23 protein-coding genes are annotated in these 20,676 nt (G+C 64.3%); 5 read left to right on the top strand and 18 right to left on the bottom strand.

The window, feature by feature from the left end; genetic code table 11:
• Positions 1 to 51: 51 nt before the first annotated feature.
• The 3 genes from JV241A_RS13260 to JV241A_RS13250 form a co-directional block, all read right to left on the bottom strand.
• On the bottom strand, positions 52 to 663 hold the full coding sequence (locus tag JV241A_RS13260; protein WP_134062952.1) for an START domain-containing protein: 612 nt from the start codon (positions 661 to 663) through the stop codon (positions 52 to 54).
• 73 nt (positions 664 to 736) lie between these two features.
• Entirely contained in the window at positions 737 to 1,717 is a 981-nt protein-coding gene (locus JV241A_RS13255; protein ID WP_134062950.1) for an aliphatic sulfonate ABC transporter substrate-binding protein, read from the bottom strand.
• A gap of 198 nt (positions 1,718 to 1,915) precedes the next feature.
• On the bottom strand, positions 1,916 to 3,859 hold the full coding sequence (locus tag JV241A_RS13250) for an autotransporter domain-containing protein (protein ID WP_115087531.1): 1,944 nt from the start codon (positions 3,857 to 3,859) through the stop codon (positions 1,916 to 1,918).
• Positions 3,860 to 3,964: 105 nt separating this feature from the next.
• Here JV241A_RS13250 and JV241A_RS13245 point away from each other — a divergent pair, with 105 nt between their 5' ends.
• Entirely contained in the window at positions 3,965 to 4,408 is a 444-nt protein-coding gene (locus JV241A_RS13245; protein WP_115087532.1) for a GNAT family N-acetyltransferase, read from the top strand.
• Here the strand turns inward: JV241A_RS13245 and JV241A_RS13240 are convergent.
• A complete protein-coding gene (locus tag JV241A_RS13240) occupies positions 4,405 to 4,824 on the bottom strand; it encodes a heme-binding protein (protein WP_115087533.1) in 420 nt (139 codons plus the stop codon). The two genes, JV241A_RS13245 and JV241A_RS13240, sit on opposite strands and share 4 nt — an antisense overlap.
• 232 nt (positions 4,825 to 5,056) lie before the next feature.
• On the opposite strand from JV241A_RS13240, the gene JV241A_RS13235 reads away from it, so the two are divergent.
• From JV241A_RS13235 to JV241A_RS13225, 3 genes are all read left to right on the top strand, one after another.
• A complete protein-coding gene (locus JV241A_RS13235; protein ID WP_036996237.1) occupies positions 5,057 to 5,668 on the top strand; it encodes an SCO family protein in 612 nt (203 codons plus the stop codon).
• Positions 5,668 to 6,141 (top strand): copper chaperone PCu(A)C, encoded by a 474-nt coding sequence (locus JV241A_RS13230; protein ID WP_115087534.1) that lies wholly within the window; start codon positions 5,668 to 5,670, stop codon positions 6,139 to 6,141. Before JV241A_RS13235 ends, JV241A_RS13230 begins: the two co-directional genes overlap by 1 nt.
• Before the next feature lie 162 nt (positions 6,142 to 6,303).
• Positions 6,304 to 8,418 carry a TonB-dependent siderophore receptor gene (locus JV241A_RS13225; protein ID WP_134062948.1) on the top strand — a complete coding sequence of 705 codons (2,115 nt, stop codon included), beginning with the start codon at positions 6,304 to 6,306 and terminating at the stop codon, positions 8,416 to 8,418.
• Between the two features lie 43 nt (positions 8,419 to 8,461).
• Here the strand turns inward: JV241A_RS13225 and JV241A_RS13220 are convergent, their stop codons facing one another.
• The 7 genes from JV241A_RS13220 to JV241A_RS13190 all read right to left on the bottom strand — a co-directional run bounded on the left by JV241A_RS13220 (position 8,462) and on the right by JV241A_RS13190 (position 14,086).
• Positions 8,462 to 8,989 (bottom strand): cytochrome b/b6 domain-containing protein, encoded by a 528-nt coding sequence (locus JV241A_RS13220; protein ID WP_115087536.1) that lies wholly within the window; start codon positions 8,987 to 8,989, stop codon positions 8,462 to 8,464.
• A gap of 1 nt (position 8,990) precedes the next feature.
• Positions 8,991 to 9,254 carry a PepSY domain-containing protein gene (locus JV241A_RS13215; RefSeq protein WP_115087537.1) on the bottom strand — a complete coding sequence of 88 codons (264 nt, stop codon included), beginning with the start codon at positions 9,252 to 9,254 and terminating at the stop codon, positions 8,991 to 8,993.
• Positions 9,255 to 9,296: 42 nt separating this feature from the next.
• Complete coding sequence (gene glcF, locus JV241A_RS13210) at positions 9,297 to 10,532, bottom strand: glycolate oxidase subunit GlcF (protein ID WP_134062946.1); 1,236 nt, start codon at positions 10,530 to 10,532, stop codon at positions 9,297 to 9,299.
• Positions 10,533 to 10,535: 3 nt separating this feature from the next.
• On the bottom strand, positions 10,536 to 11,591 hold the full coding sequence (gene glcE / locus JV241A_RS13205) for a glycolate oxidase subunit GlcE (RefSeq protein ID WP_134062944.1): 1,056 nt from the start codon (positions 11,589 to 11,591) through the stop codon (positions 10,536 to 10,538).
• Positions 11,591 to 13,090, bottom strand: a complete 1,500-nt coding sequence (gene glcD, locus JV241A_RS13200; protein WP_115087540.1) for a glycolate oxidase subunit GlcD — start codon at positions 13,088 to 13,090, stop codon at positions 11,591 to 11,593. Before glcD ends, glcE begins: the two co-directional genes overlap by 1 nt.
• 133 nt (positions 13,091 to 13,223) lie before the next feature.
• A complete protein-coding gene (locus JV241A_RS13195) occupies positions 13,224 to 13,448 on the bottom strand; it encodes a hypothetical protein (protein WP_010222367.1) in 225 nt (74 codons plus the stop codon).
• 62 nt (positions 13,449 to 13,510) lie between these two features.
• On the bottom strand, positions 13,511 to 14,086 hold the full coding sequence (locus JV241A_RS13190; protein ID WP_134062942.1) for an NADAR family protein: 576 nt from the start codon (positions 14,084 to 14,086) through the stop codon (positions 13,511 to 13,513).
• A gap of 227 nt (positions 14,087 to 14,313) precedes the next feature.
• Here JV241A_RS13190 and JV241A_RS13185 point away from each other — a divergent pair, with 227 nt between their 5' ends.
• Positions 14,314 to 15,495 carry a sugar transporter gene (locus JV241A_RS13185; protein ID WP_115087542.1) on the top strand — a complete coding sequence of 394 codons (1,182 nt, stop codon included), beginning with the start codon at positions 14,314 to 14,316 and terminating at the stop codon, positions 15,493 to 15,495.
• Positions 15,496 to 15,582: 87 nt separating this feature from the next.
• Here the strand turns inward: JV241A_RS13185 and JV241A_RS13180 are convergent, their stop codons facing one another.
• The 7 genes from JV241A_RS13180 to fdxH form a co-directional block, all read right to left on the bottom strand.
• Positions 15,583 to 15,918, bottom strand: a complete 336-nt coding sequence (locus JV241A_RS13180) for a hypothetical protein (protein WP_115087543.1) — start codon at positions 15,916 to 15,918, stop codon at positions 15,583 to 15,585.
• Position 15,919: 1 nt separating this feature from the next.
• Positions 15,920 to 16,183, bottom strand: a complete 264-nt coding sequence (locus JV241A_RS13175; RefSeq protein ID WP_233673755.1) for a YceK/YidQ family lipoprotein — start codon at positions 16,181 to 16,183, stop codon at positions 15,920 to 15,922.
• 76 nt (positions 16,184 to 16,259) lie between these two features.
• The gene (locus JV241A_RS13170) at positions 16,260 to 17,783 is read right to left on the bottom strand and encodes an FAD-dependent oxidoreductase (protein WP_134062940.1); all 1,524 of its coding nucleotides are present in this window, start codon (positions 17,781 to 17,783) and stop codon (positions 16,260 to 16,262) included.
• A gap of 87 nt (positions 17,784 to 17,870) precedes the next feature.
• On the bottom strand, positions 17,871 to 18,098 hold the full coding sequence (locus JV241A_RS13165) for a hypothetical protein (protein WP_115087545.1): 228 nt from the start codon (positions 18,096 to 18,098) through the stop codon (positions 17,871 to 17,873).
• A gap of 128 nt (positions 18,099 to 18,226) precedes the next feature.
• Complete coding sequence (gene fdhE, locus JV241A_RS13160) at positions 18,227 to 19,138, bottom strand: formate dehydrogenase accessory protein FdhE (protein ID WP_115087546.1); 912 nt, start codon at positions 19,136 to 19,138, stop codon at positions 18,227 to 18,229.
• A complete protein-coding gene (locus tag JV241A_RS13155) occupies positions 19,135 to 19,782 on the bottom strand; it encodes a formate dehydrogenase subunit gamma (RefSeq protein WP_038995892.1) in 648 nt (215 codons plus the stop codon). The genes fdhE and JV241A_RS13155 overlap by 4 nt, the downstream gene beginning before the upstream one ends.
• Entirely contained in the window at positions 19,779 to 20,669 is an 891-nt protein-coding gene (gene fdxH, locus JV241A_RS13150) for a formate dehydrogenase subunit beta (RefSeq protein ID WP_269467564.1), read from the bottom strand. Before fdxH ends, JV241A_RS13155 begins: the two co-directional genes overlap by 4 nt.
• Positions 20,670 to 20,676 lie beyond the last annotated feature (7 nt).

Raw genomic sequence — 20,676 nt, 5'->3', positions numbered from 1 at the left:
GGCCCTGGCCCGGCAACAAGCCGTGGACGACAAAATCCATGCAGGCCCTGCTCAGGGCGCTGCGCCCTGGCGTTCAGCCACTGCACGCAAGGTGCGCAAGGAGATGACAGGTGCATCGAGGACGAACTGGTTGGCCAGCCACGAGGGGATGTCCCCGGCCGGGTCGGCCTGTAGTTCGTAGGTCACTTCGGTGAGCTGTTCGCCCTTGGGCACGAAGGTCCACAGGCCCTTGAGCTGGCGCACGCGGATCTGCCCCGGTACATGCTTGACCATGCCGGGCACGGCCTTGAGACGACGCACCAGGCTGCCGTCGTCGCGGCGCTCGCTCTGCACCTGGATCACCATGTCCCGGGTGCTGGCCGGCCAGGGCAGGGCAGTGGTCAGGTAGACCCAGGTGCTGTCGCCATCGACCTTGAGCAGGCGCATGTCGGCGCAGCCGTACAGCCATTTGCAGGCGACCCGCAGGTTCTCCTGCAGGTCGCTGAGGGTGGGCACGCTGGCCTTGATCAGCGCGACGCCGCGAAACTGCTGGTACCGGGAGCCCGGCACGTCGCTGAGGTAGACCTGAATGCCGTCGTCGTCCTGCACCAGATGCCAGGATTCGGCCGCGCTGGCGCAGGTGCTGACGGCCAGCAACGCACAGAGAGCAAAGCGAAGGCTCATGAACGGTTCCATTACCGGGCAAATGTTCAGAGCATAGTGCCTGGCGTCAGATCTGGCTGGACATGGGCTGCACTCAGGGCAGGACCGACACCGGGTAGACCGCGTCAGCCACGTTCAGCGGCTTGGGGATCAGGCCCAGGCCCTGGAAGGTGTCGGCGAGCTTCTGCTGTTCGGCGGTGATCTTCGCGTCGATGGCCACGGCGTTGTAGTTGCGGCGCTCGCTGGCTACCTGCAGCACGTCGGCGCCGATACCCAGTTGCGGCGCCAGCAGGGCGGCGACTTCGTCGGGCTGCTGGTTGGCCCAGCTGCTGACCTTGGCCAATTCGCTGAAGAAGGTTTTCAACAGCGCGCGGTTGTCGTCGGCAAAGGCCGCCGACGACAGGTAGAAGGTGCGGTTATTGGACAGCCCGCTGCCGTCGCGCAGGTTCTTCAGGCCCGGCTGTTTTTCCGCGGCGGCGAGGAAGGGGTCCCAGAGGGTAACGGCCTGGACGCTACCCGACTGCAATGCGGCCACGGCGTCGGCGGCATTGTTGACGTAGGCCGGGGTGATGTCCTTGTAGCTCAGGCCGGCGTCCTGCAGGGCCACGGCCAGCAGGTACTGGGCGTTCCAGCCGCGTCCGGTGGCCACGCGCTGGCCCTTGAGGGCGGCGACGTTGGCGATGTGGTCCTGCTCGCGCACCACCAGGCCGATGCCTTTGGGGTAGGGCTGCTCGGCAGCCAGGTACACCACCGGCTTGCCGGCGGCCTGGGCAAACACCGACGGCGCATCGGCGGCATGACCAAGGTCGATGGCGCCGGTGCTCAAGGCTTCGAGCAGTTGTGGGCCGGCGGCGAATTCGTACCAGCTGACGTTCACCCCTTGCGATGCCAGGGCCTTTTCCAGGGCGCCGCTGCCTTTGAGGATGTTGATGCTGTTGAACTTCTGGTAGCCGATGCGCAGGGTTTTGCTCGGTTCGGCATGGGCCAGCGGGCCGGGCAGCAGCAGCGCGGCGAAGGCGGCAAACAGGCCGCCGGTAAGCAGGCGACGCAAGGGGGAATGGGGCGTGTGCGACATGGGCGGACTCCTGGGATTCAAGGGCAAGGCATGCCCGAAAATATAAGGAGCCCGGCCAGGCCCTTCAATTTTTTTATTCCAAATAGTTAGATTGTTTAGTTATTTTTATATCCTTTTATTCCTGTGGGAGCGGGCTTGCCCCGCGATTGCGATATGACTGACAGACCGCTATCGCGGGGCAAGCCCGCTCCTACAGGGTTAGAACTGCCATTGCACGCCCAGCGAGTAGCCGGCCTGATTGCCCTCGCTGTGGGCAAAGCGGCTGTTGACCTCGGCAAACACCCCCAGCTGCTCGGTGAACATCAACTGCGCACCCAACTGCGCGCGGCCAAAGTCCTTGTCGACACTGCCCATGTCCGCCACCCGCACGCGGCCGTCGGCATTGCTGGTCAGGTCGATCTCATCCAGGCGGCCATCGGCCAGTTCGCGGACCCAGCGCACGCTGGCGTAGGGCTGCAGGGCCATGTTCGCACCCAGGCCGACGCTGCCATGCAGGCGCCAGCCGAGGCTGGCTTCGAGGGCGTCGTAGTTCTGCTTCTCGTAGCCCAGGGCGGTGCGCAGGCTTTCGTCTTCGTGGAAGTCGTCGATGCGGTAGTGCATGTAGTCCAGGCCCGCGACCGGGCCGGTCTTCAAGGCGCCGAAGCTGAAGTCGTAACCGCCGTCCACCCGCGCGCCCCAGAACCACGCCGAGGTGTCGCCGCTCAGGCGCTGGTCGAGCAGCACCGGGCCGTTGCTGGCCTGGATGTACACCGAACGCTTGCTATCAAAGCGGGTATGCCCGGCACTCAGCTCGCCGGCCAGCCATTGCGGGCCGCCATCGTTGAGCAGGGCGAACAGCCCGGCCTGCCAGGCGTCGCCTTCGATGCGCCCGCCATGGTCGAGGGAATCGCGGCTGCGCTGGAAGCTCAGGCTGGCGCCGACGGTGAGGGCTTCGTTGAGGCGGTAGTCCCCGACACCATAGACACCTACGCGTTTCGACTCCGGATTGCCCGGCGCATCGAAGCCGCTGTCAGGCGAAACTTCGCCTTCGACACCCACTTCACCGTCAAAACTGCCGACCGCCCGTGAGGCGTCCAGCAGGCTCAGCCATCGGCGGTCATGCAGGCGGGTCAGGGCCTGGTGCTGACGTTGCAACTGGTCTTCCATCTGCCGGGCCATGGCCCCGCCGGAAGCAGTGGCGGCGAGCAGGTCGGCGTTGGTCAGCTCCAGCACCAGGCGGGTCAGCAGCCGCGAGAAGTCGCTCAAGCGCTGGTCGATGCGCTGCTGGCCGAAGGCGTTGGTCAGCACCTGTTGGTTGTCTTCGGCCGGGTCGTGCCAGGTCGAGCCGCCGGGGATCGCCGGGTTGTCGGTCTGCTCGTAGCCGTCCAGCTCGCCCAGCTCCCAGTTGGTCGCTTCGATGAACAGCACCGGCACGTTGAGGTCCTTGAAACTTTCACCGTCGCTGCAGCAGCCGGTGCCGGCCGGGTACGCGGGGTTGAGGCCAGGGTTGGTGAACAGCGGGATGTTCATCTCCTGGGCGATGCGCAACAGCTGGTCGCGGTAGGCACCCAGGGCCGGGTTGGCAACGCTGTTGCTGGCGGCGTGGGCGTACATCTTGTCGCCGGTGATCAGGCTGTCGAGGTTGATCATGCCCAGCAGGTTGGCGCGCTGGCTGTCGCTCAACGAGGCGACGTAGGCACGCGAACCGCGCAGGCCTTCTTCCTCGGCACCAAAACCGACCACTTCCAGGCCGTTCTCCAGGGCCACGCCGCCGAGGTTGCGGGCGATCTCGGTGAGTACCGCAGCGCCCGAGGCATTGTCGTCCAGGCCTTGCAGGGTGGGGCGGCCGAAGTAGGTGTCGTAGTGGGCGCCGAGCACCACGTAGGTGCTGTTCTGGCCCGGGGCTGAAGCGATGACGTTCTGCGAGCTGCGGTTGCCGGCCCAGGTGAAGTCCTGGCGACGGGTCTGGTAGCCGTAGCCCAGTTGCGCTTGCATCAGGGCGGTAGCACCTTCGAAACTGGCGGTACCCCGGTAACGCCCGGGGTAGTCGTTGATCAGACGGTCCAGGGTCTGACCGGCATACTCGCCATATTCGTAGGCGCTGGCGCCGGATGACAACATTGCACAACCCAGGCTTACAGCGACTGCTAACGGTTTGAACACGGCACTTTTCCTTATGTGTCGTTACGAAAGGCGCATCATAGGATGCGCCGCGTCGCAGCAAGCAGGATGTGTACCGTTTTGTGACTGATGTAGGAAATTAACGGCATGAAGGTTCAGATCAAACCTGCACTTGAGCGTGAAAAACAACACTTTGAGGCGATGCTTCCGGAGTATTTGCGCGAACTCGGTGTCGACGGGGACTACCCTTATTTACCGCTCTACTGGCAGGAGCCAGGGCGATTTGCCTACCTGCTGCTGGTTGAGGACGAAATAGCAGGGTTTGCCCTGGTTCGCCAGCAGCCAGAGCGCGCGGTGTACGAACTGGCCGAGTTCTATGTCGTCAGTGCCTATCGCCTGGCAGGAGTCGGCCATGCTGCGGCGCAGGGGCTGTTCGATTTGCACCGTGGCCCGTGGGAGCTATCGGTACTGGCGGACAACCTCGCCGGCCTGCGCTTCTGGCCAAGGGTCTTGCCGGCGGGGGCACATGCGCAAACCATTGAGACGCCCGAAGGGGTGCAATACACCCAGTTCGGGTTTGTCAGTGTTTAGCCGGCCAACTGGGCCAGCAGTGCGGCGATCGCCACCTTGGCCACCTGCGCATCCTGCTCGGACTTGACCCCGGAGACGCCGACCGCGCCGATCACCTGGCCATCGACCAGCAGCGGTACGCCGCCTTCCAGGGTGGCGTTGAGCACAGGCACCGAGAGAAAGGCCGTGCGCCCGCCGTTGACGATGTCTTCATAGACCTTGCTTTCCTTGCGCCCGAGGGCTGCGGTGCGGGCCTTTTCCTGGGCGATGTAGGCGCTGATCGGCGGGCAGCCGTCCAGGCGTTCCAGGGCCAGTGGGTGGCCGCCGTCATCGACCACGGCGATGCTCACCGCCCACTGGTTGGCCTGGGCTTCGGCGCGGGCGGCGGCAAGCAGTTGCGCGACTTCCTGTTGGGTCAGTACGGCTTTGCTGAGCATGGGGGAGGGCTCCACGAATGATGGGCGGGACGGGATGCATCACTATTACCGTAGACGTTGCCGGATGTTTCTTGTCACTGCCTGCGACAACAGGCCGCACCCCGTAAATACTGGGATACAGACGTACGGGTCGCTGCGCGCTGGAACCTGCGTCCACCGCCATGACAAAATGCGAAGGTTTCTCGACATGCCCTCTATCCAGGGGCTGGCACCTTCCCAAAAGGATGGTTACATGACTGATTTACTGACCCGGCGCCAGGTTGTTGCCGGGATCAGCCTGCTGGGCCTCGGCGCCCTTGCAGGTTGCGACCCCCGTTCCGGAGGCGCGCTGGACTTCAAGTACGGCAAGGACATGAGCAACAAGATCCTCGGCCGTTCGTTCAAGCTCAAGGATACCCAAGGCAACGTCCGAACCCTGTCGAGTTTCTGGGGTTCGATGCCGATGGTGTTCTTCGGTTTCACCCAGTGCCCGGCGGTGTGCCCGACCACCCTGGCGCGCGCGGCGCAGATCAAGAAGCTGATGGGCCGCGACGCCGGCTTCTTGCAGGTGGTGTTCATCAGCCTCGACCCCGAGCGCGATACCCCCGAGGTGCTCGACGCCTACGTCAAGGCGTTCGACCCGTCGTTCGTGGCGTTGTCCGGCACCCTTGAAGAAACCGCGGCGGCAGCCCGGGAGTTCGGGGTGTTCTACGAGAAGGTGCCAGCCGGCGATACCTATACCATCTCGCACACCTCGACCAGCTACGTCTTCGATTCCCGCGGCCAGCTGCGCCTGGGCCTGTCCCATTCGCTCAATGCAAAAGAGTGCGCAGAAGACCTGCTCACTGTCATGGAGGTGTGTTAATGCTTCGCAACCCTGTCAAACGTACCCTGGCCGCGCTGGCCCTGATCGGCCTCGCCTTGCCGGCCATGGCTGAAACCACCGTCAGCGACGCCTGGGCGCGGGCCACCGTGCCACACCAGAAGTCCAGCGGTGCCTTCATGATCCTCACTGCCAGCACTGACAGCAAGCTGCTCAGCGTGGCCTCGCCGGTGGCCAGGACCGTGCAGGTGCACCAGATGACCATGGAAAATGACGTGATGAAAATGGGCGAGGTCGACAGTGTGCCGCTGCCGGCAGGCAAGGCAGTGAGCCTCGACCCTAACGGTTATCACGTGATGCTCATGGACCTGAACCAGCAGCTCAAGGAAGGCGAGCAGGTACCGCTGACCCTGGTGGTCGAGGATGCCAAGGGCGTCAAGCAGAGCATTGAAGTGAAGGCGCCGGTGCGGGCGCTGAATGCTGAAGCCATGTCGGGCCACCAGCACATGCATTGATCGCCGCCACGCGCTCGACAACAAGCCAGGCTGCAGTCAAGAACCGCAGCCTGGCTTTTTTGTGCGTGACGTCAAAATATTTAAATCGTAATAGTATTTAATTCGCAATTACAAATCGTTACCATTTGCGCCCCTTTACAATCTTTACAAAAAAAGGAACGCATGGTGGCTCTTTCGCGCATTCACCCGGCTTCTCTCTCCGTGCTCGGTGTCCTGGTCGTTCCAGCGCTGCACGCTGAAACCCTGGCTATTCCGGCAACCTCGGTCAACAGCAACTATGAAGAACAAAGCTACAAGGCCAGTGAAAGCCGCAGTGCGCTGAAAATCGACGCGCCACTGCGCGATATTCCGCAAACCGTCAACGTCGTGCCGCAAAGCGTGATCAAGGATCAGGGCGCGCAATCGATGGAGGATGTGCTGAAGAACGTGCCGGGTATCGGCCTGTCCAACGGTGACGGCCAGCGCGACCAGGTGACGATTCGCGGTTTCAGTGCCATTGGCGACATGTATGTCGATGGCATGCGCGACGACGCCCTGTATTACCGCGATCTGTCCAATGTCGAGCGGGTCGAGGTGGTCAAGGGCCCGGCGGCCGTGCTCTATGGCCGTGGCTCCTCCGGCGGCCTGATCAACAGCGTGAGCAAGAAGCCCACCTTCAACCCGGTGCAGGAAGTGGGGGTCAGCTTCGACAGCGAGGGCAAGCGCCGTACCCAGTTCGACACCGGCTGGGCCGACCAGCAGCAGGGTGACAAGGCGTTTCGCCTGACCGGCGCCCTGGAAGACAGCGACACCTTCCGCGACGATGGCTACATCGACCGCAAGGCCCTGGCACCCTCGGCTTACTTCAAGCTGTCCGATGACCTGGAGCTGAACCTGGGCGCCACCTACCTGTACGACAAGCGCCTGATCGATTTCGGCATCCCGGCCCTGGGCAAGCGCCCGGTCGATGTCGATCGCGACAAGCGCTTCGGCGCCGCCGACCCGGATGACGATTACGCCCGCAGCGAGGTGTTTTCCTTCAGCGCCGGCGTCGACTACCGGATCAATGACAGCTTCACCCTGAGCAACACCAGCCGCTACTACCACTACGACCTGGACCGCAACAACACCTTGGCTGATTCCAGCCCGACCCGCTTCGTCACCGCTGCCAATGGTGAACTGCTGGTCAAGCTCAATCGCGGCAACGTGCAACGCACCGAAGACGGCTGGTTCAACCAGACCGAGCTCAAGCAGCAGGCCGTGCTGGCCGGCATGAACCACAACCTGTTGTACGGCGTGGAGCTCGGCCGTCAGGTCAAGGACCAGAGTGTGTTCAGCCAGAACAACGTGGCCCAGGTGCCGGTGTTCCGCGACGGCCTGGTCGATGTGCCGTTCCAGGCCAACCGCCAGACCGCCAAGGGCACCACCACCCAGGACACCGCAGGTTTCTACGTACAGGACCTGATTGAGCTGGCGCCGCAGTGGAAGGCCCTGCTCGGGGTGCGTTACGACGTGTTTGACCAGGAGTACGCCGACGACCTGACCCGCACCGACCTGTCGCGTACCGACACCACCTGGAGCCCGCGCATCGGCCTGGTCTACCAGCCGGACGCGATCCAGTCCTATTACGTGTCGGTCAGCCGCTCCTACCAACCTTCGTCGGAAGTGTTCGCCCTCAGTGCCGGCAACCAGGGCCTGGAACCGGAAGAGACCACCAACTACGAAATCGGCGCCAAGTGGGACTTGCTCGACAGCCGTCTGGCACTGACTGCGGCCTTGTTCCGCCTGGAACGCACCAACATGAAAACCACCGACCCGGCCAACCCGGCGCAGCTGGTGCTGGCGGGTGAGCAACGTACCGACGGCTTCGAAGCGACGCTGAGCGGGCAACTGACGGACAAGTGGCAGGTCTACGGCGGCTTTGCCTTCCTCGATGCCGAAATCACCAAGTCCACCAGCCGCACCAACGGCGTGGCCAACGAAGGCCAGACCCCGACCCTGACCCCGCGCACCAGCGCCAACCTGTGGCTGGTGCGCTCGTTGACCGAACACTGGCGTGTGGGCATGGGCGCCAACTATGTGGACGAGCGCTATACCGCGCTGGATAACTTCGTGGTGATGCCGTCCTACACCACCGTGGACGCTGCACTGCTGTACAACCAGCCGAAGTGGGACATGGCCCTGCGCCTGCGTAACGTCTTTGACCGCGACTACTACGCCTCGGCCCACGGCTCGGTGGACCTGATCACCCCCGGGGCGCCCCGGACCCTCGAGCTGAGCACCAACTACCGCTTCTGACGCCAGTGCCGGGGCAGCGTAGCAGCGGCTGCGTTGCCCCGTTTCAACGCTGGCGCCGCCGGCCGGTGAGCATCGACAGCGGCAGGTTCTCCTTCAGCCGCCAGCTCTCGAACAGCGCCGCCGCAATGTGCAGGCACACCAGCGCCAGCAGGACGTCGGCCATCAACTCATGGATATCGCGCAGGCCGTCTTCACCCCAGAAGTAATAGATCTCTTCCATCATGAAACCGCTGACGCCAAGGCCGGCCATCAGCAGCAACATCAGTACCATCACCAGTGCGCCCAACGGCGAATGCCCGAGGCGGTGGCAGTTTTCGCCGCGGTACAACGCCTGCAGGTGCCACTGCAGTCGCGTTGGCGTCGGCCAGAAGTCCGCCCAGCGCGCCGCCGGGGTGCCGACAAAGCCCCATACGCTACGTAGCAGCACGATCGCCAGGCCGTAATAGCCCAGCCAGCGGTGCCAGCCGTCGCCTTCTTCGGTGAGAAAATAACCGCCGACAAACACCACCACCAGCGACCAGTGGCACAGGCGCACCACCGGGTCCCAGAGGCGCAGGCTATCGCCGCTCACTTCAGTCGATCTCTTCCTTCACCTTTTTACCGGTGACCGGATCGAAGTAGATCTCGACTTTTTTACCGTCCTTGTTCTTGCCGTAGATCTCGTAGCAGTTGCCATCGGTGACCTTGAACTTCTTGATCTCGTAGCCCTGTTTTTTCAGTTCTTCCTGGAAGTTGTTCTGGTCTTGCCATTGCACCTTGTCGGCGGTGCTGCATTCGGTCTTGGCCAGAACGGCCGGGCTTACGACGAGCAATGAGACCAGTAGAAGCTGACGCATGACGAGTCCTCGGGTTGTCGAACAGGGGTTGCCCGATTGAGCTTATGCCAGGGTTGGCGACTTCGCTAGCGCCTCGTCCAGCAGCTCGATCCAGTGGCGCACCGGCGTGCGTCCGGCGCCGTCGAGGTGGGTCTGGCAGCCGATGTTGGCAGTGACGATCAGGTCCGGCTGGCCGCTTTCCAGGGCATCGAGCCTGTTGTCGCGCAACTGCCTGGCCAACGTCGGCTGGGTCAGCGAATAGGTGCCGGCCGAGCCGCAGCACAGGTGGCCGTCGGGCACGTTGCTGAGGTTGAAACCCAGGCGCTTGAGCAGGGCTTCGACGCTGCCGCCAAGCTTCTGCGCATGCTGCAAGGTGCATGGGCAATGCACCGCCAGCAGCTGGCCGCTGTGGCAGGCCAGTGGTTCCAGGGGTTCGACGCTGATGACCTCGACCAGGTCCCTGGCCAGTTCGCTGACCCGCCGGGCTTTGGCGGCGTACTGCGCATCGCCCTGCAGCAGCTTGGCGTACTCCTTGACGAAGGCGCCACAACCGCTGGCCGTCTGCACGATGGCTTCGGCACCGGCCTCGATGGCCGGCCACCAGGCGTCGATGTTGCGCCGGGCGCGCTCAAGGCCGCTGGCTTGTGCATCCAGGTGATAGTCGACAGCACCGCAGCAGCCGGCCTGGGGCGCCGCGGTGACGCTGATGCCCAGGCGATCGAGCACCCGCGCCGTGGCGGCGTTGGTGCTGGGTGACAGGGTCGGTTGCACGCAGCCTTCGAGCAGCAGTACGCGCCGGGGATGGCGGGGCTGTGGACGGGGTTGCGCGGGGGGCACCGAGCGCGGCAGCTTGGCCTTGAGCGGTGCCGGCAGCAGGCTGTCGACGCTGCGTCCCAGCTGCACCAGGCGCTTGAAGGCCGCCGGGTGGCTGGCCAGGTTGCGCAGCCCACGGCGCAAGGCCCGTTGCAGGGGCGGGCGAGGCACGGCCTGATCGACCACGGCGCGGCCGATATCCAACAGGTTGTGGTAATCGACGCCGGACGGGCAGGTGGTTTCGCAGTTGCGGCACGACAGGCAACGGTCCAGGTGCAGTTGGGTCTTGGCACTGGCGGGGTGGCCTTCGAGCACCTGCTTGATCAGGTAGATGCGTCCGCGCGGGCCGTCCAGCTCGTCGCCGAGCAGTTGGTAGGTCGGGCAGGTGGCATTGCAGAAGCCGCAGTGCACGCAGGTGCGCAGGATGCTTTCGGCTTCTTCGGCGCGGGCCAGGCGTTTGGCGGCATCGCTCAAGGTGGTTTGCATGGCTCAGATCTCCGCGTACATCCGCCCGGGGTTGAAGATCCCTTGTGGGTCGAGGCGCTGCTTGAGTTGCTGGTGATAGCGCAGCAAGGCTGCGGGCAGCGGCTGGAACGGGCTGTCGCTGGCGCTGTAGCAAGTGGCATGGCCGCCCAGGCGGCTGACAGCGGCGCGAATGGTCTCGGCCCGGGCCTCGGATTTGAGCCAGCGCTGGGCACCGGCCCAGTCCAGCAGTTGCGCGCCAGACAGCGCCAGCGCCGGGCTGTTGTTGGGTAGCGACAAACGCCACAGCGGGCGCGGGTCGGCGAAAAAAGCCAGGCGACGGTTGTTCAGGTTTTGCCACCAGCTGGCCTCGAAACGCTCGCCACCGAGCCGGTCGCGGGCGGCCTTGACCGAGCCTTCGCCGCCCTCGAGGCGCAGGCGCAACACCGTGCCGTCATGGCAGGCGGCGCTGATCGGGATCGGTTGCTGGCCCCATTGCGCCAGCTTGAGCAGGGCCTGTTGCGGGTCGATGTGCAGGGCGATGTGCGCTTCGCTGCGCGGCTTGGGCAGCACCTTCAGCGACACTTCGCTGATCAGCCCCAGGCAGCCGAAACTGCCGGCCATCAAGCGCGACAGGTCGTAACCGGCGACGTTCTTCATCACCTCGCCGCCAAAGCGCAGGTGCAGGCCCAGGCCGCTGATCACCCGGGTACCCAGCACATAGTCGCGCACCGAGCCTGCCCAGGGCCGGCGTGGCCCGGACAGGCCGGCAGCAACCATGCCGCCGAGGGTGGCGCCGTCGTCGCTGTGTGGCGGCTCGCAGGGCAGCATCTGCCCGGCGGCCTCAAGCGCAGCCGACAGCTCGTGCAGGGGCGTACCGGCACGGGCGGTAATCACCAGCTCGGTCGGGTCGTAGTTGACGATGCCGCGGTGTTCACGGGTATCGAGCGCAACGCCGGCGACCTGCCGGCCGAGAAAGGCCTTGCTGGCGCCGCCGCGAATCTGCAACGGCGTGCCTTCGGCGCGGGCCTGGTTGACCTGCTCCAGCAGCGCCTGGCTGGCATCATTGTTGTGCGCAAGCATCAGAAGCGCTCCAGGTCGGGGAAGGGCAGTTGCCCGGCGTGCACATGCATGGCGCCAAACTCGGCGCAGCGCTGCAGGGTGGGGATGTTCTTGCCGGGGTTGAGCAGGCCATGGGGGTCGAAGGCTGCCTTGACCGCGTGGAACAGGGTCAGCTCGTCGCTGCTGAACTGCGCGCACATCTGGTTGATCTTCTCGCGGCCCACGCCATGTTCGCCGGTGATGCTGCCGCCGACGCTCACGCACAGTTCGAGGATTTCGCCGCCAAAGGCTTCGGCCCGCGCCAGCTCGCCCGGCTGGTTGGCGTCGAAGAGGATCAGCGGGTGCATGTTGCCGTCGCCGGCATGAAAGACGTTGGCCACCCGCAGCGCGTACTTGTGCGACAGCGCAGCGATGCGCTGCAGCACATGGGGCAGCTCGCGGCGCGGGATGGTGCCGTCCATGCAGTAGTAATCGGCAGAAATCCGCCCGACCGCCGGGAAGGCGTTCTTGCGCCCGGCCCAGAACTTCACCCGCTCCACTTCATCCCGGGCCTGGCGCACTTCGCTGGCGCCGGCCTGCTCGAGCAGGGCGCGAACCCGGTCGCAGTCGTCGTGCACATCGGCTTCGACGCCGTCCAGTTCGCACAGCAGGATCGCCTCGGCCTCCACCGGGTAGCCAGCATGAATGAAGTCTTCGGCGGCGCGGATGGCCAGGTTGTCCATCATCTCCAGGCCACCGGGAATGATCCCGGCCGCGATGATATCGCCGACCGCTCGGCCGGCCTTGGCCACCGAGTCGAAGGCCGCCAGCAGCACCTTGGCCACCTGCGGCTTGGGCAGCAGCTTGACCGTCACTTCGGTGATGATCCCGAGCATGCCTTCGGAGCCGGTGAACAGCGCCAGCAGGTCGAAACCCGGGGCATCGAGGCTGTCGGCGCCGAGGGTCAGGCATTCGCCTTCGACGGTGAGGATCTCGACCTTGAGCAGGTTGTGCACGGTCAGGCCGTACTTCAGGCAGTGCACGCCGCCGGCATTCTCGGCGACGTTGCCACCGATCGAACAGGCAATCTGCGACGACGGATCGGGCGCGTAGTACAGGTCAAAGGGCGCGGCGGCCTGGGAAATCGCCAGGTTGCGCACCCCAGGCTGCACCCGTGCCGTGCGGGCGACCGGGTCGATGGCGAGGATCTTGTTGAAGCGCGCCATCACCAGCAGCACGCCTTTCTCCAGCGGCAAGGCGCCGCCCGACAGGCCGGTGCCGGCACCGCGCGCGACCACCGGCACCTTGCGGGCAAAACACAGCTTGAGGATGCCCTGGACCTGTTCGAGGGTATGCGGCAGTACCACCAGCATCGGCGTGGTGCGGTAGGCCGAAAGGCCATCGCATTCGTAGGGCTTGAGGTCTTCCTCGGCGTGGAGGACATCGAGATCCGGCAGTTGTAGCTGCAAGGCCTGCAGCAGCGCCTGCTTGTCGACTGCGGGCAGGGCACCATCGACGTTTTCGTCGTAAAGGATATTCATTGACGGCCGGTCACCGGAAGGTGCCAGAAGCTGCGGAAAATCGAAGGCGAAGAACGGCGCCTGGTACCGGCGACCCAGGGTCTTGAAGGATCAACCTGAAGTGCGCCTACCACCCGCCGCCAGCCTCTGTGGGCTAGCGGAACCGGGGCAGTGGGCGTTCAACGCTCAGCGAGGTGAGGGTTTTTCTGACCAGCTGATCGTCGGCTTCGACGGCCTTGAGGGTGTCGCGGATCTTGCCGGCCACCGGCACATCGCCCTGGCGGTCGATCCAGTCGGCAATCTCCTTGCACGCCGAAGCGAGCCGGGCCTGGCGCTGGTTGATCAGGTTAAGGGCTGTGGTGATCTCTTTATCGGACATGAGGGAATCCTCCATCTGCGCGAATAAAGTGTAGCAGCGCAGAAAAATCCTGCGCCGGGGCCTCAGCCGGCCAGGCGCTCGCGCACGCGCATCAACGCATAGCCGAGCAGGTTCAGGCCTTGCCACTGGCGTGGGTCCGCCGCCTCAATGGCCTTGGCGTCCAGGCCGATGCCCCAGATGCGGTCCACCGGGCTGGCCTCGACCAGCACCTGGCCAGCGGTGGACAGCAAAAACGTGCGCAGCCCCGGGTTCTGTTCGAACTTGAGCAGGTTGGCCTGTTCGACGATGGTCGAGCGCTCGGCCACCCAGGCGGCGTCATCGTACCCGGCGACTTCGCGGCCGAGCTTCTTGGCGTCAGCGGGCGTGCGCGCGGCGAGGATTTTCTCAAGGGTGGCCGGGTCGTCGAACAGCCGCGCCTTGCCGGCCATCATGTAGTGCTCGGCGCTGGGGTAGTGGATGCCCTGCTGCTTGAACCCGGCCTCGAACCACTGGCTAAAGCAGCTTTTGTCCGGCTTGCCCTCGACCTTTTGCCGGTGGCCCCAGAAGTACAGGTAGGAGGGCTCCAGGCCCTGGTCGAGGGCAGCGATCAGGCTGTCATTGTCGAGGATGTTGGCCAAAGCGGGGGAGGGGGCAGACATAGCGGGGGAATCTTCCATGAACGAATCGGGTCATGGTACTCCACGCCTGCGCGGTTGTGACAGCATCGGTGCTGACGTACTATCCTTGCCAGCAAGCGATACCCCGCATACTTATAACTCATTCCTCAGCGCACACGCTTCACTCAGGCCCGACCGGCGTGAGTGTCTGGCGCTGGGCGCGTTTTCGTTCCCGGCAACCGCAAACGACTCGGAGCAAGGTTTTACTCATGAATACATCCGTGGATGCGCGAACCGGCAGTTGGCTGAGTGTCATCGCCCTGGCCTTGGCGGCCTTCATTTTCAACACCACCGAATTCGTCCCTGTGGCGCTGCTCAGCGACATCGGCCGCAGTTTCGACATGTCGACCGCACAGGTTGGCCTGATGCTGACCATCTACGCCTGGGTGGTGGCCCTGGCCTCGTTGCCGATGATGCTGCTGACGCGCAACATCGAGCGGCGCAAGTTGCTGATCATCGTCTTTGCCCTGTTCATCCTCAGCCATTTGCTCTCGGGGGTGGCGCAGAGCTTCGGCATGCTGCTGCTCAGCCGTATCGGCATTGCCCTGGCCCATGCGGTGTTCTGGGCCATTACCGCCTCGCTGGCGGTGCGCGTGGCGCCGCCGGGGCAACAGGCCAAGGCTTTGGGCCTGCTGGCTACCGGCACCACCCTGGCGATGGTCATGGGCATTCCGCTGGGGCGGGTGGTCGGCGAGGCCCTGGGCTGGCGTACCACTTTCCTGGCGATTGCCGGGGTGGCCCTGGCGACCTTGCTGTGCCTGGTCAAATCCCTGCCGCTGCTGCCGAGCCAGAACTCCGGCTCGCTGCGCAGCGTGCCAGTGCTGTTCAAGCGCCCGGCGCTGGTGACCGTGTATGTGCTGGTGGCGCTGGTGATTGCCGCGCAGTTCACCGCCTACAGCTACATCGAGCCGTTTGCCCTGAATGTGGCGCAGATCGGCGGTGAGCTGACCACCGTGCTGCTGTTGCTGTTTGGGGGTGCCGGGGTGTTTGGTTCAGTGCTGTTCAGCCGCTACAGCGAGCGCTTCCCGCAGGGTTTTCTGATCGGGGCGATCGCCATGCTGGCGACTTGTCTGCTGCTGTTGCTGCCGTTGTCTGGCGACTTCAGCCTGCTGGGCACCTTGAGCGTGTTCTGGGGTGTTGCGATCATGTGCTTCAGCCTGGCGCTGCAGTCCAGGGTGCTGATCCTCGCCTCGGATGCCACCGACGTGGCCATGGCCATGTTCTCCGGCATCTACAACATCGGCATTGGCGCCGGGGCGTTGATCGGCAGCCTGGTCAGCGTGCACATGGGCCTGGGTAATATCGGTTTTGTCGGCGGATCGCTGGCCCTGGCGGGGTTGCTGTTGTGCGGGGTGACTACCTACCGGTTTGCCCGGGCCGAGGTGGCGTGACGAGGGGGGCTGCTTTGCAGCCCATCGCCGGCAAGCCAGCTCCCACACGGACTGCGCAAAGCCTGTGGGAGCGGGCTTGCCCCGCGATCAATCGCGAATCTTCATCAGCCCGTCGCACTTCAGGCAACGTACCTTCTTCAACCCGCGCACTTCGCTAAAGCCGACCCGGCGTGACAGCGCAGTCCCCGGCTCGTCCTTGTACAGGTGCAGCATCGCCGCGTTGCACAGCGGGCAGCGCACCAGCATCGCCAGCGGAAAACTCAGAAAGCACAGGCCGAAAATCACCAGCATGTAGGTCGCGGCAACGCTTTTGGGCATCCAGTCGAACACCGTCAGCAACATGAGCGGCGCGCCGATATAAATGCTGAAGTCATTGATATAGATGTTCAGAAACGCCACGCGGAAGTATTCGAGTTGTGGCATTTCAGTTCATCGCATCATGGGGCAGCAGGGCGGTGTCGACCACCATGTCCACCGGCAGGGTGGCAATGGCAAACACCGGGCAGACGATGGTCACCCAGCAGAACATCGTTGAGTAACCGTCGTAGCCACTGGCGCCGATCATGGTCAGCAACTGGACATTGGCCTGGGTGCCTTTGTAGTAGTCGGCGCCGCTGCTGTAGCTGTTGGAGCCGCGCGCGACAAAGGTGCCGCAACTGGCCAGGAACAAGGTCGAGGCCAGGAGCAAAGAGGTGAGGGTTCTGATGATGCCATTCCTTAGCAGATAGAGACGCGAGACCAGCGCGCATTCTCGCACAACAACGCTAGTATCCGCGCAACCCGCGTGCACTGAAGTAATCTTCCAGCACCTCCGGCCCGGCATCGACCTGGGCCAGCGCCACATAGCTGTCCGGCCGCAACAGGTACACGCCATCTTGCTGCAACCCGGCCGCTTCATGCGCCTCATGCCATTCGAACACTTCCAGCGGCATGCCGCGCTCGGCACACCAGGCCACCAGGCTGCCGCTGGCAGCGCCATAGACCTGTACCTGCCAGCACAGACGCGCCAGCCCGGCAAAGTTGTCGTGCTTGCCATCGCTGACCCAGGGCAGGCGCTCGCCGCCATGCACCTGGCCGGCGCTGCCGACACTCAAGGGCATGTCGCGGTAGTTCAGGGTGATTTGCGAGACAGTGCGGAACAGGAACTCCCGCGCTGACTTGAGCGCCGCCACCCGTGGCAGCAGCATCGGCGCCAGACGGGTGCGCAGCAGGGCGGCCAGGCGGCCGTCGGCAGTGATGAAGTTGAACACCTGGTCGGTGGTCGAGACCAACCACTGGGCGAAGGCGCTGCGCTCGATTTCATAGGTGTCGAGCAGGGTGTCAGTGGCTTGGCCTTGCAACACGGCAGCCAGTTTCCAGGCCAGGTTGATGGCATCGCCAATGCCGGTGTTCATGCCCTGGCCACCAGCCGGGCTGTGCACATGGGCGGCATCACCCAGCAGGAAGGCACGTTCGCGGCCAAATTGCTCGGCCACCCGGTGGTGCACCCGGTAAGTGGAGAACCAGTTGACCTGCTTTATCTCGACCTTCAGGTGCTCCATGGCCCGTTGACTGACATCTTCGAAGCGCAGGTTCTGCGGGTGCTCGGCGCGTTCGTCGCGCACCGTGCCGATCAATCGTGCGCGGCCACTGCCGGCCAGCGGGAACACGGCGAGAAAGTCTGCTTCGTCCAGGTCCACATGCAGCTCGCCATTAAACGCAGGACCTGCGCCGTCGACATCGGCAACATAGAACACCTGCTCATAGGTGCCGCCGGGAAAGCCGATGCCCAGGACCTTGCGCACCGTCGAACGGGCGCCGTCGCAACCGGCCAGGTAGTCCGCTTCACAGACCTCTTCCAGGCCATCGGCCAGCCGTAGCCGGGTGGTGACACCGCCGCTGTCCTGGCTGAAACCGAGCAGTTCGGTGTGCCGTTCGACGTCCACGCCGAAGTGTTGCAGACGCTCGATCAACAGCTGTTCATGTTGATCCTGGGGGTAGATGTGCAGGAACGGGTAGGGGGTAAAGCCGGCGCCAATGGCACTGAACGGCAACCGCGCGGCGGTTTTGCCTTTGACCCACAGGTTGGCCGCCGGCACCTGGTGACCCTGCCCGATAATGGCCTCGGTCAAGTCCAGCTGGCGGTACAGCTCCAGGGTCCGTGCCTGTATCGCCAGCGCCCGGGAGGTGGTGCCGGGGGCGGCGGTCTTGTCGATGATCCGCACCTTGATGCCAAGCTTGCTCAGCCACAGCGCCAGCACCAGCCCGGTGGGGCCGGCGCCGATAATCAGGACGTCACAGCGGTTCATCGCAGGCGCTCCTCGGTACGTGTTGCAGGCTCTGAGTTGAAGTGTAAGACCCCTGTGTGGTTTTGCTCGCCGGTCGTCGGCGCCTGATTACTCGGCCTTGCCGCGCACGATGCGCCCGACCTTGATTTCGTCGGCGTAGGCCTTGAGCTTGTCCGAGTCTTTGTACAGGCGGTTCATCAGGTGCAGCACGGCAACCACATCGACGCCGTCGATGCGCTCGGCCAGTTTGCTGATTTCACCGGCGGTGCGTTCCAGGTTGCTGGCGACGGTTTTAAGGTCGCGCTTGAGTTCGGCGGAAGATTTCTTGATGCCCATTGGGAGTCTCTTGGTGGGGTGGTGCTTGTGAGCGGGCTGCGGTGCAGCCCATCGCTGGCAAGCCAGCTCCCACAATGCCAAGGTGCACACTGCACCTGTGGGAGCCGGCCTTGCCGGCGATTGCTGTATCAGCCAGGAAACAGAAACGGGCTGACACCACTGCGCCCATACCCTTCGCGCTCCACTTCGGCGTCCAGCGCCAGGGAGGCCAGGTCATCGGCCAGTACTTCCTGGTCGCGGTCCTTTTCCGGGTACAGCACTTTCAGGTAGCTGTGACAGTCGTTGCAGCTCTCGGCCTTGATCGCGGCATCCTGACGCTCCAGGGACCAGTAGTCCAGGGCGCCGGTGGCTTCGCAGTTGCTGCATTTTACCCGAACCATGTGCCAGCGGCTTTCGCACAGGCTGCAATGCAGGTAACGCAGCCCGGCCTGGGCGCCGGTCATGATCACGCTGGCCACCGGCGCGCTGGCGCATACCGGGCAATGCTGGCGCTGCTCGCCCAGGGCGGCCTTGGCCGAGGCCGGCAGGGCATTGGCCAGCTGGGTGAAGTACAGCGACAGCGCGGCCCAGAGGAACAGCGCCTGGCCGCTGTCGACCTGGTCGTAGTCACCGGCGAGCAAGGCGCTGGCAAGGTCTTCCAGTTGCGCCGCCGAGTAGCCGCGCAAGGTCTCCAGGGTACTGCGAACCGTCGGATTGGCGTCGCGGTAGAGTGCATCGATCAAAGCGCCGAGCAACTGCTGCCAGTAAGCGTCGCGTGGGTACTCTGTGCTCGCCAGCGGCGCCCGGCCAGCGGCCAGGCGCGCCGCCAGTCCGGACGCCAGCGCCTCAGGCAGCGGCATCGTTTCAAGCAGGTGTTGCTGAGCTTCGGCGATGCCGGCACAAAAGCCCAGGTAATCGCCCATGGCATGTTCGTCGGCCAGTTGCCGCAGGCGCGCCGCGCGTTTGCGGTAACGTTCCTTGAGCGACGGCAGCAGCACTGCGACGATCTCGTTGACGCCACCGCTGGGCGTCTGCACCGGGGTCATCTGGATGCTGTTCATTTATCGCTCCCGGCCTTGCCCTGCTTGTTGTTCAGCTGACGGTACCAGCGGTCGTGGTGGGTCTTGGCCCAGCTGCGGCTGACGTAGCCGGTGACCATGCCGCGGATCGAGCCCTTGACCCAGAACGCCAGGTACGCGTGGCCGATGATCAGCAGAATCAGGCTGATGCCGGCGAGTGCATGCACCAGCAGGCCGATGCGGATGGTCGGGATGCTGAACAGCGGGGCGAAGTACGGCCGCCAGATCACCACGCCACTGAGCAGCAGCAGGCTGATCAGGCCCATGATTCCCCAGAACAGGATCTTCTGCCCGGCGTTGTACTTGCCGATGTTCAGCGCCGGTTCATGCTTGCCGGCGAGCACCTGCTTGACGTTCTTGAACCACTGCAGGTCTTCGCGTTCCGGCAGGTTGTAGCGCACGAAGCGCACGAACAGGAACATCAGCAGCAGGAACACCACCACGCCGAAGAACGGGTGGAGGATGCGCGCCAGCTGCGGGGTGCCGAATACCGCGTTGAGGCCGTTGAGCGACGGGAAAAACCACGACAGCCCCGACAGCGCCACGGCGAAGAAGCAGATCACCATGAACCAGTGGCTGGCGCGCTCGATGAAGCGCGTGCGCAGGATCAGTTTGTCCTTGTTCATGCGTGGGTATCCTCTTCGATCTTCTGGTCCTGTTCGTCGACTTCGTTGGGGCCGACGCCGATGTAGTGGAACAGGGTGCCGGCCAGGGTGGCGAAGAACGCCGCCGCAGCCACCGGTTTCATCCAGCCTTTCCAGCCCTGGATGGCGTTGCTGATGCGCGGGTCGGTGGGCAGCTTGTGGTACAGCTGCGGCTTGTCGGCATGCTGCAGCACGTAGACCACGTGGGTGCCGCCGACGCCCTGCGGGTCATAGATGCCAGCGCCGGCAAAGCCGCGGCCCTGCAGCTCGGTGACCCGCTCGCTGGCCTGGTGCAGCATGTCCTGTTTGCTGCCGAAGTTGATCGCTCCGGTCGGGCAGGTCTTGACGCAGGCCGGTTCCTGGCCGACCGACACGCGATCGACGCACAGCGTGCACTTGTAGGCCTTGTTGTCTTTCTGGCTGATGCGCGGCACATCGAACGGGCAGCCGGCGATGCAGTAGCCGCAGCCGATGCAGTGCTCGGACTGAAAATCGACGATGCCGTTGGCGTACTGGATGATCGCCCCCGGCTGCGGGCAGGCTTTCAGGCAGCCGGGGTCGGCGCAGTGCATGCAGCCGTCCTTGCGGATCAGCCATTCGAGCTTGCCGCTTTCGTCTTCGACTTCATCGAAGCGCATCAGCGTCCAGGTTTCGGCCGACAGGTCGGCCGGGTTGTCGTACACGCCAACGTTGTGGCCGACCTCGTCGCGCAGGTCGTTCCATTCGTTGCATGCCACCTGGCAGGCCTTGCAGCCGATGCAGATGCTCACGTCGATCAGCTTGGCCACTTCGGCCTGGTGATCGCGGGTGTGCGGCGCCGGGGTCAGCACGTTGGTGGCTGAGCGGCGGACGATGTCTTGGGATTGCATGGACATG

Source organism: Pseudomonas sp. JV241A (assembly GCF_900275665.1).
Taxonomy (GTDB): Bacteria; Pseudomonadota; Gammaproteobacteria; order Pseudomonadales; family Pseudomonadaceae; genus Aquipseudomonas; species Aquipseudomonas wadenswilerensis.
Note: the sequence above shows the minus strand (reverse complement) of the source record. Positions and strands in the feature narration are given on the sequence as shown.